Source organism: Flavobacterium macacae (assembly GCF_003865365.1).
In the GTDB taxonomy this organism is placed as follows: domain Bacteria; phylum Bacteroidota; class Bacteroidia; order Flavobacteriales; family Flavobacteriaceae; genus Flavobacterium; species Flavobacterium macacae.
In genome coordinates this window covers 95,582-112,732 of the sequence record NZ_RQVR01000007.1, presented here as the reverse complement: position 1 = coordinate 112,732, position 17,151 = coordinate 95,582, and the positions used below count along the sequence as shown (strand labels likewise).

At 36.0% G+C, this 17,151-nt stretch carries 14 protein-coding genes; 10 read left to right on the top strand and 4 right to left on the bottom strand.

Annotation, left to right across the window (positions count from 1 at the left end; translation table 11 throughout):
• Window positions 1–111: 111 nt before the first annotated feature.
• Both EG849_RS07790 and EG849_RS07785 read left to right on the top strand, forming a co-directional pair.
• Window positions 112–3,396: a DUF2723 domain-containing protein gene (locus EG849_RS07790; RefSeq protein WP_125012516.1), complete on the top strand. Its 3,285-nt coding sequence runs from the start codon at window positions 112–114 to the stop codon at window positions 3,394–3,396.
• Window positions 3,397–3,474: 78 nt separating this feature from the next.
• Window positions 3,475–4,122, top strand: a complete 648-nt coding sequence (locus EG849_RS07785) for a polysaccharide deacetylase family protein (protein WP_125012515.1) — start codon at window positions 3,475–3,477, stop codon at window positions 4,120–4,122.
• Here EG849_RS07785 and EG849_RS07780 read toward each other — a convergent pair.
• Both EG849_RS07780 and EG849_RS07775 read right to left on the bottom strand, forming a co-directional pair.
• Window positions 4,119–4,415, bottom strand: coding sequence for a thioredoxin family protein (locus EG849_RS07780; protein WP_125012514.1), 297 nt, complete (start codon window positions 4,413–4,415; stop codon window positions 4,119–4,121). The genes EG849_RS07785 and EG849_RS07780 overlap by 4 nt on opposite strands.
• 76 nt (window positions 4,416–4,491) lie before the next feature.
• A complete protein-coding gene (locus EG849_RS07775) occupies window positions 4,492–5,730 on the bottom strand; it encodes a metallophosphoesterase (RefSeq protein WP_125012513.1) in 1,239 nt (412 codons plus the stop codon).
• Between the two features lie 315 nt (window positions 5,731–6,045).
• On the opposite strand from EG849_RS07775, the gene polA reads away from it, so the two are divergent.
• Both polA and EG849_RS07765 read left to right on the top strand, forming a co-directional pair.
• The gene (gene polA / locus EG849_RS07770; RefSeq protein ID WP_125012512.1) at window positions 6,046–8,886 is read left to right on the top strand and encodes a DNA polymerase I; all 2,841 of its coding nucleotides are present in this window, start codon (window positions 6,046–6,048) and stop codon (window positions 8,884–8,886) included.
• A 111-nt stretch (window positions 8,887–8,997) separates the two neighbouring features.
• Window positions 8,998–10,305 carry a serine hydrolase domain-containing protein gene (locus EG849_RS07765; RefSeq protein WP_125012511.1) on the top strand — a complete coding sequence of 436 codons (1,308 nt, stop codon included), beginning with the start codon at window positions 8,998–9,000 and terminating at the stop codon, window positions 10,303–10,305.
• 59 nt (window positions 10,306–10,364) lie between these two features.
• Here EG849_RS07765 and EG849_RS07760 read toward each other — a convergent pair whose 3' ends face one another.
• Window positions 10,365–11,399: a LacI family DNA-binding transcriptional regulator gene (locus tag EG849_RS07760; protein ID WP_125012564.1), complete on the bottom strand. Its 1,035-nt coding sequence runs from the start codon at window positions 11,397–11,399 to the stop codon at window positions 10,365–10,367.
• Window positions 11,400–11,775: 376 nt separating this feature from the next.
• Between EG849_RS07760 and EG849_RS07755 the strand changes: the two genes are divergently transcribed.
• The 6 genes from EG849_RS07755 (at window position 11,776) to tsf (ending at window position 16,519) form a co-directional block, all read left to right on the top strand.
• Entirely contained in the window at window positions 11,776–12,525 is a 750-nt protein-coding gene (locus tag EG849_RS07755; RefSeq protein ID WP_125012510.1) for a ferritin-like domain-containing protein, read from the top strand.
• A gap of 25 nt (window positions 12,526–12,550) precedes the next feature.
• Entirely contained in the window at window positions 12,551–13,387 is an 837-nt protein-coding gene (locus EG849_RS07750; protein WP_125012509.1) for a ferritin-like domain-containing protein, read from the top strand.
• 254 nt (window positions 13,388–13,641) lie between these two features.
• Window positions 13,642–14,097 carry a 50S ribosomal protein L13 gene (rplM, locus tag EG849_RS07745; RefSeq protein WP_125012508.1) on the top strand — a complete coding sequence of 152 codons (456 nt, stop codon included), beginning with the start codon at window positions 13,642–13,644 and terminating at the stop codon, window positions 14,095–14,097.
• Window positions 14,097–14,483 carry a 30S ribosomal protein S9 gene (rpsI, locus tag EG849_RS07740; protein WP_125012507.1) on the top strand — a complete coding sequence of 129 codons (387 nt, stop codon included), beginning with the start codon at window positions 14,097–14,099 and terminating at the stop codon, window positions 14,481–14,483. The genes rplM and rpsI overlap by 1 nt, the downstream gene beginning before the upstream one ends.
• 182 nt (window positions 14,484–14,665) lie before the next feature.
• Window positions 14,666–15,442, top strand: coding sequence for a 30S ribosomal protein S2 (gene rpsB, locus EG849_RS07735; protein WP_125012563.1), 777 nt, complete (start codon window positions 14,666–14,668; stop codon window positions 15,440–15,442).
• Between the two features lie 114 nt (window positions 15,443–15,556).
• Window positions 15,557–16,519: a translation elongation factor Ts gene (gene tsf, locus EG849_RS07730; RefSeq protein ID WP_125012506.1), complete on the top strand. Its 963-nt coding sequence runs from the start codon at window positions 15,557–15,559 to the stop codon at window positions 16,517–16,519.
• 452 nt (window positions 16,520–16,971) lie between these two features.
• Here the strand turns inward: tsf and EG849_RS15960 are convergent, their stop codons facing one another.
• Window positions 16,972–17,097, bottom strand: a complete 126-nt coding sequence (locus EG849_RS15960) for a hypothetical protein (RefSeq protein WP_262679707.1) — start codon at window positions 17,095–17,097, stop codon at window positions 16,972–16,974.
• Window positions 17,098–17,151: the final 54 nt, after the last annotated feature.

Here is a 17,151-nt window from a genome sequence, read left to right as displayed (position 1 = left end):
CAAAAAACATATTGTGCAAGTTTTTTTTCAATTTTTCTTGAATTTTTTTTTTTTGGCTTTCCGTTAAGCAAAAAAGCATTTTCTTTGCAAGTATAAAATTAGTAGTCTATTATGGTATCTTTCAACTTTAAAAAATGGAACACAATTATCGGATGGTCAGTTTTTGCAATCGCATTAGTGACTTATTCCCTAACTGTTGAACCCACATTAAGTTTCTGGGATTGTGGCGAATATATATCAACAGCCGCAAAACTTGAAGTCGGCCACCCGCCCGGCGCACCGCTTTATCAGATGATGGGAGCCTTCTTTGCAATGTTCGCAACCGAAGCTTCAAAGGTGGCTTTGATGGTTAATATGATGTCTGTTTTTTCAAGTGCCTTTGCCATTCTTTTTATGTTTTGGTCCATGACAATGATCTTGAAAAAGTTAGTTTCGAGGTTTTCTGAGATCGACAACAGTAATTCGGTCGCTATTTTAGGAAGTGCTTTTGTAGGTTCTTTGGCGTATACTTTTTCAGATAGTTTTTGGTACAACGCTGTGGAAGCCGAAGTTTATGCCATGGCAAGCTTACTGATAGCTGTTCTATTTTGGTTAGGGTTGCGTTGGGAACAAGACATGGACACGCCAAGAGGAAATCGCTGGCTATTAATCATATCATTAGTGGTAGGTCTATCTTTTGGAGTCCACTTTATGGCCCTATTGACGATTCCTTCTATCGGATTTTTATATTATTTCAAACATTACAAAACAGTTACAGTCAAAAATTTCATTATCGCAAACATTGTGGTAGTCTCTGTTTTGCTGTTTATTTTCCAATTGCTTTTGCCTTTAACGATGGGATTCTTCGGAAAAACAGAGGTTTTTATGGTAAACAGTCTTGGCCTTCCATTTGATTCAGGAACCATCTTTGTGGCTTTATTATTCGTCGCTGCATTTTATTTTGGATTAAAATACACGAAACAAAAAGGTTTTGTACAATTAAACACCATGATTTTGTGCATCCTTTTCATCTTAATTGGATTCTCAACTTGGATGATGTTACCGATTCGTGCCAATGCAAATGTGGTTATTAACGAAAACAAACCTTCTGACGCAAGAGAAGTTTTAGCGTATTATAATAGAGAGCAATATGGCTCAAACCCTTTGTTTTATGGCCCTCAATTTTCTGATACGTATGCTGGTTTAGATAAAGACACTCCTTACTTAGATGGAAAACCGAACTACGAAAGAGATTACAAAACAGGAAAATATGTTATTGTAAACAATTATATCAAAGCGGAACAAAATACAGATGACAATCACAAAGCATTTCTTCCGAGAATGTGGAGTACCGATCACGCCGCCAATTACATGACTTTTACCAATGTCTTAAATTTTAGATTAGATCCAAATTATTCTTACGAAAATGAGCTTCCTAGATATGGCGTAAATCCAAATGAATTATCCGAAGAAGAACTTCAGCATTATGTTACCCAGATTCGTGCAGAAATGGAGAAAACCGTTTCTGAATTCAGAAGAGGTTACATGTCTGGACAAATCGATACAGACGGATATCATAAATTCTTGAAAACTTACGGCGATTATTTAATCATTGACAAACCCACAACAGGCGACAACATTTCATTTATGTTCGAATACCAATTTGGATACATGTACTGGAGGTATTTAATGTGGAATTTCACCGGAAGACAAAATGATAACCAAGGAAGTTATGACAGTCTGGACGGAAACTGGATGAGCGGAATCGATTTCATTGACGAAGCACGTCTGGGATCGCAACAAAATCTTTCTCCTGATGTTTTAAACAATAAAGGAAGAAACTTGTACTATTTCTTACCCTTTATTCTTGGAATCATCGGATTGGTTTACCACGCAAATAAAGACTTAAAAGGATTTTATGTCTTATTGGTTTTATTCCTATTTACCGGTTTAGCCTTAAAAATTTATTTAAATGAAAGACCTTTCGAGCCTCGTGAAAGAGATTATGCATTGGTAGGATCCTTTTATGTATTTGCAATTTGGATCGGTTTCGGAGTTTATGCCATATATGACACCATTAAAAAATTCTTAAGCCCAAAAATTGCCGGACCCGTTGTTATTGCTGTCACGCTTTTAGCCGCACCGGTATTAATGGCTTCTCAAAACTGGGATGATCACGATCGCTCTGAAAAATATACCGCATTGGCAATGGCACGAAATTACTTAGAATCGTGTGAACCAAATGCCATATTATTTACAATTGGCGACAACGACACTTTCCCGTTATGGTATGCTCAAGAAATTGAACACATCAGAACCGATGTTAGAATCGTGAATACCAGTTTGTTTATGACAGATTGGTATATTGACCAAATGAAAGCGAAAGCGTATGAATCGGAGCCTTTACCAATCAGCTTTACGCACGACCAATATGTGGGAGACAAGTTGAATTATTCCATTTATCGTCCGCAAACAGAGAATCGCTGGAATATTAAAGATTTCATTAGCTTTTTGTCATTAGAGGATCCGCGAACTTTGTATGAAATTCCAAATGGTCAAAAAATCAATTTCTTTCCAACAAACAAGTTGAGAATTCCGGTAAACAAAGAAGAAATCATTAAAAACAAAATGGTTTCTCCAAAATTCTATGATTCAATTGTACCTTTCATTGATGTAAATATCAAAGAAGGCGCCTTGTACAAAAACAGATTGATGATGCTGGATATCGTGGCTCAAAATGACTGGAAACGCCCTATTTATTTCACTGGAGGAAGCTTTGGAGACGATGATTACCTTTGGATGAAAGACTACTTGCAACTGGACGGGGTCGTTTATAAATTAGTTCCGATAAAAACACCTTTATCAAAAGCGGCCAGCCCAATGGACATGGGACAGATCGATTCTGACAAAATGTATGACATCGTGATGAAATGGGATTGGGGAAATAGCGGCAGTACTAAAATCTACCACGATCCAGAAACCCGCAAAAACAGCATCACGTACAGAACAAATCTGGCCCGATTGATGGAACAGCTGATCAATGAAGGAAAGACTAAAAAAGCAAAAGACATTATTGATCTGGCAATGAAAGAAATGCCAATCGATCAATTTGGCTTTTACACTTTCTTGGAACCTTTTGCTGGAGGCTACTATGAAGTGGGCGAAAAACAAAAAGCGAGGGATATTTTAACCAAAGTCTCAAAGAAATACCAAGAAAGCTTAACGCATTTCAAAACGTATACTTTTGCAAAACAAGAAGACCATTATATTGACATCGTTACTGACATCGAAAGATACAGAAGCTTACTGGAAGTCATGAAAGACCGTGGCGATTTAGAGTTTTATGAACAAAACAAGAAAACCTTCAATTCTTTCAACGCAATGTTCAAACAATTTAAGCGTGAAAATTTAAAATAATAGTTAACTAATTTGAGTTTAAAATGTGCCAATCTGCAATCAGTTTTGGCACATTTTATTTATAAAAAAAAATGTATTATGGATTTGATGTGGGTAAAAACCAACCGATTTGTAAAATGGATTTTTAGAAAATATATTTGGGACATAAAAAATTCTGAAAACAAAATCTACCTGACTTTTGATGACGGCCCTATTCCTGAAGTAACTGAATGGGTTTTAGAAACACTGAAGCAGCACGAAGTAAAAGCGACTTTTTTCTGTATTGGAGACAATATTAAAAAGCATCCTGCCATTTTTCAGAAAGTAATTGAAAGTGGGCATTCGATCGGGAACCACACTTTCAACCATTTAAAAGGATGGAATTCGCGCAAAGAAGAATACATTAAAAACACACTTCTTTGTGAAGAAGCCATAAACGAAAAAACCAAAAATTTAAATCTAAAAACCAAAATTTTTCGTCCGCCTTACGGCAAGATCAAACCTTCGCAATCAAAAGTTTTGCGAAAAATGGGCTATAAAATTATAATGTGGGATGTGTTGAGCGTAGATTATGACAAGGAGATTTCTCCAGAACAATGTCTGGAAAATATCATAAAAAATACTGTCCCCGGCAGCATTATTGCATGCCATGACAGCCTAAAGGCTTTTAAAAACCTGGAATACGCATTGCCAAAAGCAATTGAATATTTAAAAAATAAAGGATTTGTGTTTGAAACAATACACTAAGCGTGTTCCTGCACCAAGCCAATGATGGTGTTGGCGTCCATTTCACCAGATTGTCTCCAGATCATCTGTCCTTCTTTGTAAATCATCAGCGTAGGAAGTCCTTTGATTCGAAGGGCATCGGCCAATTCCTGATTTTTATCAACATCGATCTTAATCACTTTTGCTCGGTCTCCCAAAGCCGCCGCGACATCTCTAATCACCGGATGCATTGACACAGACTGTTCGTTCCATTCTGTATAGAAGTCAATTAATACTGGTACTGAGGCATTGATAAGTTCTCCAAATTTTGACATATAATTGTAAGTTTTCTTTTGTCTTTTAATCCTAATTTACAACAATTTTTAATACAAATGTAGCATATTTACTTAATTATGCCACATTTTTACCTTTTTTTAGCGTAAGCACTGTAATTTCAGGCATAATTCCCACACGGCCCGGATAGGCATGAAAGCCAAAACCGCGGTTTACATAGACATATCTTCCCAAATTTTCATACAATCCTGCCCATTGCTTGTAAACATATTGTACTGGACTCCACTTAAATATGCCCGGAATTTCAATTCCTAATTGCAATCCGTGTGTGTGCCCGCTCAAAGTCAGATGGTATTTTGTCTTATGGTTTTTAACTTCATATTCCCAATGCGACGGATCGTGGCTCATTATTATTTTAAAATCAGAATCTGTCAAACCAAGAGTAGATTTGGCTAAATCTCCAGCTTTTTTAAAATTATGTCCCCAATTTTCTAATCCCAATAAAGCAATTTCTTCTGTCCCGTTATTGATTTTTACATTCTCGTTCAGCAACAGCTTAAAATCTATTTGGCGGTGCAAATCTTTAATGGCTTCAAAATTATCATTCTTTTCTTTTGCCGAAGGCCAAGTCACGTACTCGCCATAATCATGGTTTCCTAAAACGGAATATTTACCAAACTTGGGAATGTGAATTTTCTTGAAAGTATCAATCCACGGATGCATTTCGGTCGCATGTGTGTTGACAATATCTCCGGTAAAAAGTACAATATCTGAATTCTGCTCGTTTATCAAATCAATAGCATATTGGATTTTCTCAGGATTATCAAAACTGCCAGAATGAATATCTGAAATATGGGTAATCGTCATTCCGTCAAAACTGTCAGGCAGGTCTGGAAAAAAAATGGCTTGTCTTATTACTTTATAATTGTATTTCCCAACGGTCATGCCGTACAGCAGCGATAAAAACGGAATAGCGGCCGCTCCAAGCGCAATTTGGCTTACAAATTTTCTTCTGTCTGGCAAAAACGAACCCGATTCTGCAGAATTATCTCCTGTAAAATTGGTAATTATCCCCATAAAAACGCGATACACATCTTCTCCAAATAAAAATAAAGTAACAATAAGCTTTGGTAAAAAAGTAAGCAGAAGCAACCCAAAAGTAATGAGCGACTGACGGTTTTGGCCCACAGTTCGGTCAAATTGCGTAAAAGAATAAATTACAAAAACGATAATGGCAAGAGAAATGATTTGATATGGAATTATAATCCATTTTGCCCTTGTTATGGTTTTGAAAGCCTGGAAGGCATAAAGTTCTACGAGAAGTACAAAAGCTATAAAAAAGATCCAGCGAAGCATAATTTGTATTTGAATTTAAGCAAAGTAAATAAATAATAAACTCGTCTTTTGAATAATTGGTTAAATTTTAACTATACACAATTTCCAATACAAAACTCCCTGCCTATTTTACCACCGTATCTTTATCTACAGGTTATAAAAACGGTCAAAAAACGATCCCAAAAACCAGAAGGAAATCATTTGAAATCCGTTTCATTTTGTTATTTAGTCAGTTTTTTGTTTTTTATTGAAAAACCGATGTTAGTAATTTAGCGCCGGTTTTCTATTTTTAGCGCCTAAGTTTTGTATTTTTGAAACCTATACAAATAAAATTTTATGTCACAAAAACGCCTTTTCCTTCTCGATGCCTACGCCCTGATTTTTCGCGGTTATTTTGCATTTATAAAAAACCCAAGAATCAACTCAAAAGGAATGGATACTTCCGCCATTATGGGATTTATGAATTCGCTTTTAGATGTCATCAAAAGAGAAAAACCAGATCATTTGGCCGTAGCTTTTGACAAGGAAGGAAGCCACGCCAGGACACAAATGTACACCGAATACAAGGCAAATCGTGACGCCACGCCTGACGCGATAAAAATTGCCATACCTTATATACAAGATTTATTGAAAGCGATGCACATTCCGATTATTGAAATTGCCGGTTGCGAAGCCGATGATTTGATTGGAACCATTGCAAAACAAGCAGAAAAACAGAATTACAAAGTTTTTATGGTCACGCCAGACAAAGATTTTGCACAACTGGTTTCTGAAAATATCTTCATGTACAAGCCCGCGAGAATGGGCAACGGAATCGAAATCTGGGGAATTCCAGAAGTTTTAGAGAAATTTGAAATTGAAAGACCAGAGCAAGTGATTGATTTCCTTGGAATGATGGGCGATGCTGTCGATAACATTCCTGGGTTGCCAGGAGTTGGTGAAAAAACAGCCAAGAAATTTTTGAAAGAATACGGTTCGATGGAAAACCTTTTGGCAAACACGCACGAGCTAAAAGGAAAGATGAAAGAAAACATCGAGGCCAATAAAGAAAAAGGGATTCTTTCTAAAAAATTAGCCACAATTATCGTTGATTGCGATGTGACTTTTCACGAAGAAGATTATGAATTGACACGTCCCGATATTGAAAAAACCGAAGCTATTTTCCAAGAATTGGAATTCAGGAGAATGGCTGAACAATTTGACAATTTATTTAGAGTCGATCACAACGCTGCTGTTGCAAACAATCCAGCGGAAGCGCGTTTGTATAAAAAAGCACAGCCAAAAAATGACGACCAGTTTGACCTTTTTGCATTGCCATCGGCTGACGGAGAAAATGTAGAACAAGGCAGAACCAGCTTTTACAAAACCTTGGCCGATACCGAACATTTTTACCAAATCGTGGAAGGCGATATGGCCATGAAATTCTTGTTGCAAAATCTTCTGAAACAAAAAAGTGTTTGTTTTGATACCGAAACAACCGGAATCGATCCGTTGACAGCAGAATTGGTCGGAATTTCATTTTCTTGGGAAAAAGGAAAAGGATTTTACGTTCCAATTCCAGAAAATCAAGAAGAAGCACAAGCAGTTGTTGCTAAATTTCTTCCGTTTTTTAATTCCGAAGAAATTGAAAAAATCGGCCAGAATTTAAAATACGATTTAAAAGTTTTAGCCAAATATAAGGTAGAAGTCAAAGGAAAAATCTTTGATACAATGATTGCACATTATTTGATCAACCCGGATATGCGCCATAATATGGACATTTTATCAGAAACCTACCTGCAATATTCTCCAAAACCAATTGAAGATTTGATTGGAAAAAAAGGAAAAAACCAAAAGACGATGCGTGAAGTTTCGGTGGAAGATGTCAAAGAATATGCAGTGGAAGATGCCGACGTGACGTTGCAACTAAAAGAATTTTTCGACACCGAATTAGACGCTACAAATACGAAGAAATTATTCGAAGAAATTGAAGTGCCGTTAGTTCCCGTTCTGGCCGCTATGGAAATGGAAGGAATCAATCTTGACGTTCCGTTTTTAAAATCGCTTTCGGCAGATTTAGAAGCTGATATTCAAAAATTAGAGGACCAGATTTATGAAAATGCAGGCGAAAAATTCAATTTGGCTTCGCCGAAACAATTGGGAGATATTCTTTTTGACAAATTAAAAATCGGCGGCGCAAAACAAAAGAAGACCAAAACCGGACAATATGCAACCGGCGAAGAAGTACTTTCTTATTTGGCTTTGACGAGTCCGTTTGTGCAAGATATTTTAGACTGGAGACAATTGGTGAAATTAAAAAACACCTATGTTGACGCTTTGCCCAATCAGGTAAACGAAAAAACACAAAGAGTCCACACCGATTATATGCAAACCGTGGCTGCAACAGGCCGTTTGAGCTCCAACAATCCGAATTTGCAGAACATCCCGATCCGTACCGAAAGAGGCCGCCAGATCAGAAAAGCATTTATTGCCAGAGATGAAAATTACACGCTGGTTTCTGCCGATTATTCTCAAATTGAGCTTAGAATTATCGCCGCCTTGAGCGGGGAAGAAAATATGATCAAGTCATTTCAAAACGGAGAAGACATTCACGCTTCCACAGCCGCAAAAGTTTTCAATGTGGCTTTAGAAGAAGTAACCCGTGAACAGAGAAGCCACGCAAAAACCGTAAATTTCGGAATTGTTTATGGCGTTTCTGCCTTTGGCTTAAGCAACCAAACTTCACTTTCAAGAGCCGAATCTAAAGATTTGATCGATGCGTATTATGTCACGTATCCGCGATTGAAAGCCTACATCCAAGAACAGGTGGAATATGCGAGAGAAAACGGTTATGTCCAGACCATTTTAGGAAGAAGGCGTTATTTAAAAGACATCAATTCTCAAAATGCAATGGTCAGAGGTGGCGCCGAACGCAATGCTGTCAACGCGCCGATTCAAGGAAGCGCGGCTGATATTATCAAAATTGCGATGATCAACATCCAAAAAAGATTGATTGCTGAAAATTGGAAAAGCAAAATGTTGCTTCAGGTTCATGATGAGCTTGTTTTTGATGTTCACAACAGCGAATTAGAAAAAATCCAGCCGATGATAAAAGAAGAAATGGAAAGTGCCGTTAAGTTAGACGTTCCTTTGATTGTGGATTTAGGCAAAGGACAAAACTGGCTGGAAGCGCATTAAATTTTTGATTTAGGGTTTTTGAAAAATAAAAACATCAAAGAAATATTTAAATCTATAAAAAAACGCATCATAAATAAGCACCTTTTCCGTTTTCATCTCAAACCCATTCTTATGAAAAAAATAGCCGCCTTTTTATTTGTTGCTTTCTCGCTGAATTCTTTTGGGCAAAGCGAAACTAAATTCGATAAGATTGACAGCCTTTTGACCTATTTGGCTTCTAACAACAAGTTTATGGGGTCGGTTGCCATCCAAGAAAGTGACAAAGTTGTTTTTGAAAAAAGTTATGGCTATGCTGATGTAAAGAATCAAATTAAAGCCGACGCTTCGACCCGATATAAAATTGGTTCGATTACCAAAATGTTTACATCGGTTGTGATCTTGCAATTGGTAGAAGAAAAAAAATTGACGTTAGACACCAAGCTTTCAAAGTTTTTTCCGTCGATAAAAAATTCAGAAAACATTTCAATTGAAAATTTGCTGGAACATTCAAGCGGTATTTATAGCTTTACTGACGATGCCGATTATAATGAATATGCAAAGCTTCCGAAAACGAGAGCCGAACTTATGAAAAAGATAAAAGCCGGAAATCCGGTTTTTGAACCGGGCGAACAATCCGCATACAGCAATTCAAATTTTGTGCTTTTAGGCTGGATTATCGAAGATTTGACTAAAAAAACCTACGCTCAAAATATAGAAACCCGAATCGTCAAAAAATCAGGCTTGACGAACACCGGATTTTCTACTGGAACCAAAAATGAAGCAATTTCGTATCATTTGAAGGGGAAAAACTGGGAGCAAGCCCAAAAAGAAGACATGTCGATTCCGGGTGGTGCCGGTGCTATTTTATCAAATGCTTCTGATTTGACCAAATTTATTAATGGTTTATTTGCCGGTAAATTACTGCAACCTCCTTCTTTAGTTACTATGACTGAAATCGAAAAAGGTTTTGGTAAAGGAATTTTCACGATGCCATTTGGCGAAAGAAAATTTTATGGCCATACCGGAGGAATTGAGGATTTCACGTCTTCTTTAGGTTTTTATCCGAAAGAAAAATTCTCAATTGCCTTGCTTGACAACGGCCAAGGTTATGGAATGAATGACATTATGATCGGCGTTCTAAGCATTTATTACAAAATGCCCTATCGATTCCCAAATTTAAAATCGGTGGATGTTGCTGTTGCTACATTAAAAAAATACGAAGGAACTTATGGCGATGCCGGATTTCCTTTAAAGATTTCAATTAAGGAAGAAAACGGTGTCTTGATCTGCCAGGCGACAGGTCAAGAATCTTTTCCTTTAAATCCGTTGAGTGAGACAAAATTCAATTTTGATCCGGCTGGATTGGAATTGGTTTTTGCAGAAAACGCGATGACTATTATTCAAAGCGGACAAGAGTTTAAGCTGACCAAAGAGAAATAAAAAAAGTAGCCACGAATTTTTTCAGATCAAATTCGTGGCTAAAAAATAAATGTATTCTTTTATAATTTCTTCGTAGAATCTCTTTGGCGCAATTCAGTTTTGATAACTGTAGTCGTATAAGTATATTCTTCTTCTTCTTCTTCTTCTTTGCTTTCTAATTTTTCGATCAGCAATCGTGCTGCTTCTTCCCCAATTTCGATTCCGTGCTGGCTGATTGTGGTTAAGCTTGGCGTCATTCTTCTGGACCAAACGCCGTCTGCAAAACCAATTACCTGCAAATCTTCTGGAATTTTGATTCCTTTTTTGATGGCTAATTTCATTGCCATTGTTGAAGTATGCTCGTCTAAAGCGAAAACAGCATCAATTTTATGCTTGTCTAAAAGTTCCTGCATCCTAAAATCAAACTCGTCCGGATTATCGGTTCTAATAATCAGATCTTTATTTATTGGCATTTCGTTGTCTTTAAGTGCCTTTACATAACCTTGCGCACGCAATTTCCCGACGCTCAAATTATCAATTGACGAAACTAACGCAATATTTTTACAACCTAATTTGATCAAATGGTTTACGGCACTTACTGAAGAATCAAAATCATCAACAATTACCTTATCACAATTTACTTCGTCAGAAATTCTGTCAAACATCACGATGGGCACACCTTCAGAAATGGTTTCCTTAAAATGCCTGAATTCTTGTTCTTTTTGAGTTTCCTCTGAAATAGAAAGAATAAATCCGTCAATCGTTCCATTGCTCAGCATATCCATTGTGTGGATTTCTTTTTTCAAAGATTCATTAGAGATGCAAGTGATGACATTGTAGCCTTTTTCATTTGCCGTTTTCTCAATTCCTGAGAAAACCTTTGCAAAAAACGGATTTAAGATATTCGGAATAATGACACCAATTGTTTTTGTGCTTCTGTTTTTTAAGTTGATTGCCACATTATTTGGCTTGTAGTTTTTCAACTTTGCAAATTCTTGAATCTTAATTTTTGTAGGTTCGCTGATTTCCGGGCTGTTACTCAACGCTTTAGAAACTGTTGAAACAGATACATTTAATTCTTTTGCAATTTGCTTTAAGGTCGCTTTTGGTTTCATCATTTAGTGTATAAGGAAGTGTAAAGTAAGTGAAAAAATGTAAAATATTCTTAAAAGTTATCCCAAACATTTAGAAACCAAAAAAAATATTGATTTTTAATTTTAAAGGTTTAAGCAAATTTAAATTTTTGTAAAATCTCATAAATAACTGATAATCACAACACTATTCCTTACAAATTTTATTTTGACAATCTTACATAAAAATCAATACTTTCTTGCATAAACAACTACCAATACTAAGTTAATATGTGAATTATATAAAAAATAGTCAAAACCGCTAACATAATTTTAACGTAAGTACAACAATATGATTTCTTTTTTTACACAAAAAATAAAATCAACCAACCTATTATTAATAACTTTTAAATGTTAAATTATGAAAAACGTAGTAACTGTAAAAGAGCAGCTTACCTCGGGAACAAACCGAAGAAGTTTTTTAAAAATCAGCGGGCTTACATTGGCAGCAACAGGGTTAATCCTGACCGGATGTAATGATGACGATGATAGAGGAACCACACCTGGATCAAATCAATTGCCAGGAATCAGAAATGGCGTTTTTGATTTAGGAGGAGGCGATTTTGGCGTTTTAACGTATGCGTATGCACTAGAACAGCTTGAAGCCGACTTTTATACTAAAGTTGTAAATGGCGACCAATTTGGCAGTATTTTCAATTCAGAAGAACAGCAAGTACTTTCCGATTTGTATGCACACGAAGTAATTCATAGAGAATTTTTTAAGGCGGCGTTAAGTGGCGCTTTGCCAAATCCTTCGTCTCAATTACTTCCTGGATTAGAATTTAATTATGACGGTGTAAATTTCAACGATAGACTTTCTGTTTTGAATACAGCAAAAACACTAGAAGACACAGGTGTAGCGGCTTATAATGGGGCCGGAAGATTAATCACCAGTGGCGATTATTTGCTTTTGGCAGGAAAAATTGTTTCTGTGGAAGCAAGACACGCTTCTGCCATCAGAAGTTTATTGAATCCAAATTCAAAAGATTTTGCGGGTGATGATGTAGTTAGCGCTATGAACGGACTTGACCAAGCTCTTGCGCCAGCACAAATTATTGATGCGGCAGGAGGTTTCTTTGCAACACCATTTACGGCACAATTCTTAACTTAATCACCAATCTCAAAATTTAGAAATTATGAACGTATTAAAATTTATAGAGTCATTCACAAATGATAATTTGATGAATGCTGCAGGCTCAAGAAGAGATAGTTTTGGGCAGTTTGGCAACCTCGGAAAAAATATGGCATTAGCATCAATTCCTTTTGGATTAGCTGCAATGTCAAACAAATCTTTTGCCGCAGATATCAACCCAACGCCAAATACACCCGTTGGAGCATTGCAATTAGCACTTACATTAGAATATCTTGAAGATGAATTCTATCAGCTAGGTTTGCAATCTGGAGTAATTCCGACAGGCGGCAGAGATGAAAAAGTGTTTATGCAGATTGCACAGCACGAAGCAGATCACGTAGATTTTTTAATCGCAGGTTTAGGGGCAAATTCAATCCCAAAACCAACTTTTGATTTTACGGTTGGTGGTGCTTTCGATCCATTTAATGCAACCGGAATTGGAGCTGCTGCTGCTTATCAACAATTTTTGGCTTTAGCACAAGCTTTTGAAGATACCGGAGTTAGAGCCTATAAAGGTCAAGCCGGAAATTTAATTTCAACACCTGATTTATTGACAGCAGCATTGCAAATTCACTCTGTGGAAGCAAGACACGCCTCAGAAGTTAGAAGATTGCGCGGTTTAAAAGGATGGATTACAGGAAACCAAAGAGGTGCTGGAATGCCAGAAGCAACACAAGCCGTATATAATGGTGAAGAAAATGTGATGCAAGCGGGCTTCAACACAAGCAACGTAACCAATTCTATGGGTCCAGCAATACCTTCATTAGCTGGTTCAGAATCATATGACGAGCCATTGACAACACAACAATCCGTTGATATTGCCAATTTATTTATTGTGTAAATAACTTATTTACCTCCCACATTTAAAATCATCTGAATAGCTAATTCAGATGATTTTTTGCATTTATAAATCGCGTTAAGACGTTAATTTCTTTGTATGAAAAATTATGCTTAAATTCTCACACTTCTTTTTTAGAAAATCTTTCTGATAATCAACACTTAAAATAATCTTTTATAGGTGTTTGCATTTAAAATAATTTATTGTACTTTTGCACTCCCTTTATTGGGAATGGAATGTTTAATTAAAAATTTATTATGGACGCATTAAGCTACAAGACACAATCAGCAAACAAAGCCACTGTACAAAAAGAGTGGATCGTTGTTGATGCTGAAGGTCACAACTTAGGACGTCTTGCTTCAAAAGTCGCAATGATTTTAAGAGGTAAGTACAAACCAAGTTACACACCACACGTGGACTGCGGAGATAACGTAATCGTTATCAACTCAGAAAAAATCAACCTTACAGGTACTAAAATGGACGACAAAATTTACATGCGTCACACAGGTTACCCAGGAGGACAAAGAACTTTGACTGCAAAAGTATTACAGGCGAAAAACCCTGCTACATTGGTAGAAAAAGCTGTAAAAGGAATGTTACCTAAAAACAAATTAGGAGCGCAACTTTTCAGAAATTTAAATGTTGTTGTAGGTACTGAGCACAAACAAGAAGCTCAAAAACCTAAAACTGTTAACCTTAACGATCTTAAGTAATGGCTACAATTCACAAAATCGGTAGAAGAAAAACTGCTGTTGCTCGTGTTTATGTTACAGAAGGAACTGGAAACATCACAGTAAACAAAAAAGAATTTACAACTTACTTCCCAACTGCAACTTTACAGTACAAAGTTTTACAACCAATGTCTTTGACAGAAAATGTAAACAACTATGACGTAAAAGTTAATGTTTATGGTGGTGGTTCAACTGGTCAAGCAGAAGCTGTAAGAATGGCTTTAGCCAGAGTAATGTGCGAAGTTGGCGAAGGAAACAGAGCTATCTTAAAACCAGAAGGTTTATTAACAAGAGATCCAAGAATGGTTGAACGTAAGAAATTCGGTCAGAAAAAAGCTCGTAAGAGATTCCAATTCTCTAAACGTTAATATTACCGTCTTGTTCAATGCGGGCAAGACATCGTTCATTTATTATTTAAAAACAATGTTGTTGTTCCTGTCGAGGCAGGAAATTAGTTTAGCATCTAAATGAAGCCTAAAGCCAAATGCTCAAAAGCTTAAAGCCAAAAGGAACATTGCTAATTCAACAGAACGTAAACTATTACATTAAAATGGCAAACAAAGTAGAAGTTAAAGACTTACTAGAAGCAGGTGTTCACTTTGGACACATGACTAGAAAATGGGATCCAAACATGGCTCCTTACATCTATATGGAGCGTAATGGAATTCACATTATCAATCTATATAAAACTGCAGCGAAAATCGAAGAAGCTAGCGAAGCAATGAAAAAAATCGCAGCATCAGGTAGAAAAATTTTATTCGTTGCTACCAAAAAACAAGCAAAAGATATCGTAGCTGAAAAAGCGGCTGCAGCAAACATGCCTTACATCACTGAAAGATGGCCTGGTGGAATGTTGACTAACTTTGTAACTATCAGAAAAGCGGTTAAAAAAATGGCTTCTATTGATAGAATGAAGAAAGACGGTACTTTCATGACTTTATCTAAAAAAGAACGTTTACAAGTTGATCGTCTTCGTGCAAAATTAGAGAAGAACTTAGGTTCTATCGCTGATATGTCAAGACTTCCTGCTGCATTGTTCGTAGTAGATATTAAAGCGGAACACATCGCGATTAAAGAAGCTCAAAAATTAAACATTCCAGTTTTCGCAATGGTGGATACAAACTCTGACCCAAGAGAGGTTGATTATGTAATCCCTGCAAACGATGATGCTTCTAAATCAATCGATAAAATTTTATCTTTAGTAACTGCTGCTGTTATCGAAGGTCTTTCTGATAGAAATTCTTCTGATAACAAAGAGGAACAACCAGCTGGCGAAGTTGCTGCTGCTCCAACAGAGTCTGTAGAAACTGCAACTGAAGAAAAATAATAATAAATTTAAAGATTGAAAGATTTAATGATTAGGTAATTATTGATTTTAGAATTAATACTACTTTTAATCCTTAAATTTTTCAATCTTTTCATCTTTAAATCAAAAAATATTATGGCAACTATTACTGCTGCAGACGTAAATAAATTAAGACAAACTACAGGCGCCGGAATGATGGACTGTAAAAAAGCTTTGGTTGAAGCTGATGGAGATTTCGATAAAGCCATCCAAAACCTAAGAGAAAAAGGACAAAAAGTTGCTGCTAACCGTTCTGACCGTGAGTCTTCTGAAGGAGCTGCTGTTTCTTTTATCAATGCTGACAATACTAAAGGAGCAATCATCACTTTGAACTGCGAAACAGATTTCGTAGGTAAAAATGAAGCTTTCGTAACTTTAGCTAAAGAATTGGTTGAAAAAGCAATTAACTTTTCTTCTAAAGAAGAATTTTTGGCTTCAGATTTCAACGGAATGACTGTTGCTGAAAAATTAATTGAGCAAACTGGTGTTATCGGTGAAAAAATCGAAATCGGTGGTTTTGAAATTTTAGAAGGTGCTTTTGTTGGATCTTACGTTCACGTAAACAAAATTGCTGCTTTAACAGCGATTTCTGAAAAAGTTGACAACGCTGCATCATTGACAAAAGATGTTTCGATGCAAGTTGCTTCAATGGGAGCTGACACATTATCTTACAAGGATTTTGATCCTGCTTTCGTTGCTTCTGAACTTGATGCTCGTATCGCTGTAATCGAAAAAGAAAATGAAGAAGCAGTACGTTTAGGAAAAACATTGAAAAATGTACCTAAATATATTTCTTACTCTCAATTAACTGAAGAAGTATTGAAACAAGCGGAAGAAGATGCTAAAGCAGAATTGAAAGCAGAAGGAAAACCAGAACAAATTTGGGATAAAATCATTCCAGGTAAAATTTTGCGTTTTATCTCTGACAACACAACTTTAGATCAAGAAAAAGCTTTGTTAGATCAAAACTTTATCAAGGATGATAGCAAAAAAGTAGGTGATTATGTTAAAGAATCAAAAGTTGAAATCACAGGTTTCAAAAGAGTTGCTTTAGGTTAATCAGTTACCATTAAATATCTAAAAGCGTCACTTTGTGACGCTTTTTTTTATACATTTAAATTGAAGTATTTTGTTGATAATTTAAGACCTAATAAATTATAATACGAACATTACACCGACTGTGGAAAAAGATAGCTTTCAGCTCTTCAATATCGGGACTTTACCCAATAATATTTTGAATTTCACTTTTCATAATCCTATAATTATAGTGATAGCGATACTGGATCAATAACGCAAACACATAGACAACAAGTTATGTTAATGATGAATCTACATTAAAAATTTTAAATTTAGATCAAAATTATCTTAAAGCAAAAATAACTTACATAGAAAACAAGGTGACTTATACCGAAATTAGTATTTTAAAAACCTCTATTTTTCTAATAAAAAAACGCTTTAAGAATTTAATCTAAGGTGTTTTTTCTTTACTTGAAATGTTCTTTTACGTAGGATTATTCAAAAATGAAAAATCCTACAGCAACAAAAGAAACCATAATCAAGACAACTTTAAAAGTAAGCCAAGAAACTCTTGTCTCTGTTTCAATAATTGTAGGAATTGATAGTAGTAGTTGTTTCATCCTTTGTGGTATTATGGAATTAAAAACGTAATTACTCCAAAAAAAAGCAATCAT

Bases quoted from the DNA above. Each gene is read 5' to 3' on its own strand.
- EG849_RS07790 (WP_125012516.1), top strand. From the start codon at position 112: ATGGTATCTTTCAACTTTAAAAAATGGAACACAATTATCGGATGGTCA.
- EG849_RS07785 (WP_125012515.1), top strand. From the start codon at position 3,475: ATGGATTTGATGTGGGTAAAAACCAACCGATTTGTAAAATGGATTTTT.
- EG849_RS07780 (WP_125012514.1), bottom strand. From the start codon at position 4,415: ATGTCAAAATTTGGAGAACTTATCAATGCCTCAGTACCAGTATTAATT.
- EG849_RS07775 (WP_125012513.1), bottom strand. From the start codon at position 5,730: ATGCTTCGCTGGATCTTTTTTATAGCTTTTGTACTTCTCGTAGAACTT.
- polA (WP_125012512.1), top strand. From the start codon at position 6,046: ATGTCACAAAAACGCCTTTTCCTTCTCGATGCCTACGCCCTGATTTTT.
- EG849_RS07765 (WP_125012511.1), top strand. From the start codon at position 8,998: ATGAAAAAAATAGCCGCCTTTTTATTTGTTGCTTTCTCGCTGAATTCT.
- EG849_RS07760 (WP_125012564.1), bottom strand. From the start codon at position 11,399: ATGAAACCAAAAGCGACCTTAAAGCAAATTGCAAAAGAATTAAATGTA.
- EG849_RS07755 (WP_125012510.1), top strand. From the start codon at position 11,776: ATGAAAAACGTAGTAACTGTAAAAGAGCAGCTTACCTCGGGAACAAAC.
- EG849_RS07750 (WP_125012509.1), top strand. From the start codon at position 12,551: ATGAACGTATTAAAATTTATAGAGTCATTCACAAATGATAATTTGATG.
- rplM (WP_125012508.1), top strand. From the start codon at position 13,642: ATGGACGCATTAAGCTACAAGACACAATCAGCAAACAAAGCCACTGTA.
- rpsI (WP_125012507.1), top strand. From the start codon at position 14,097: ATGGCTACAATTCACAAAATCGGTAGAAGAAAAACTGCTGTTGCTCGT.
- rpsB (WP_125012563.1), top strand. From the start codon at position 14,666: ATGGCAAACAAAGTAGAAGTTAAAGACTTACTAGAAGCAGGTGTTCAC.
- tsf (WP_125012506.1), top strand. From the start codon at position 15,557: ATGGCAACTATTACTGCTGCAGACGTAAATAAATTAAGACAAACTACA.
- EG849_RS15960 (WP_262679707.1), bottom strand. From the start codon at position 17,097: ATGAAACAACTACTACTATCAATTCCTACAATTATTGAAACAGAGACA.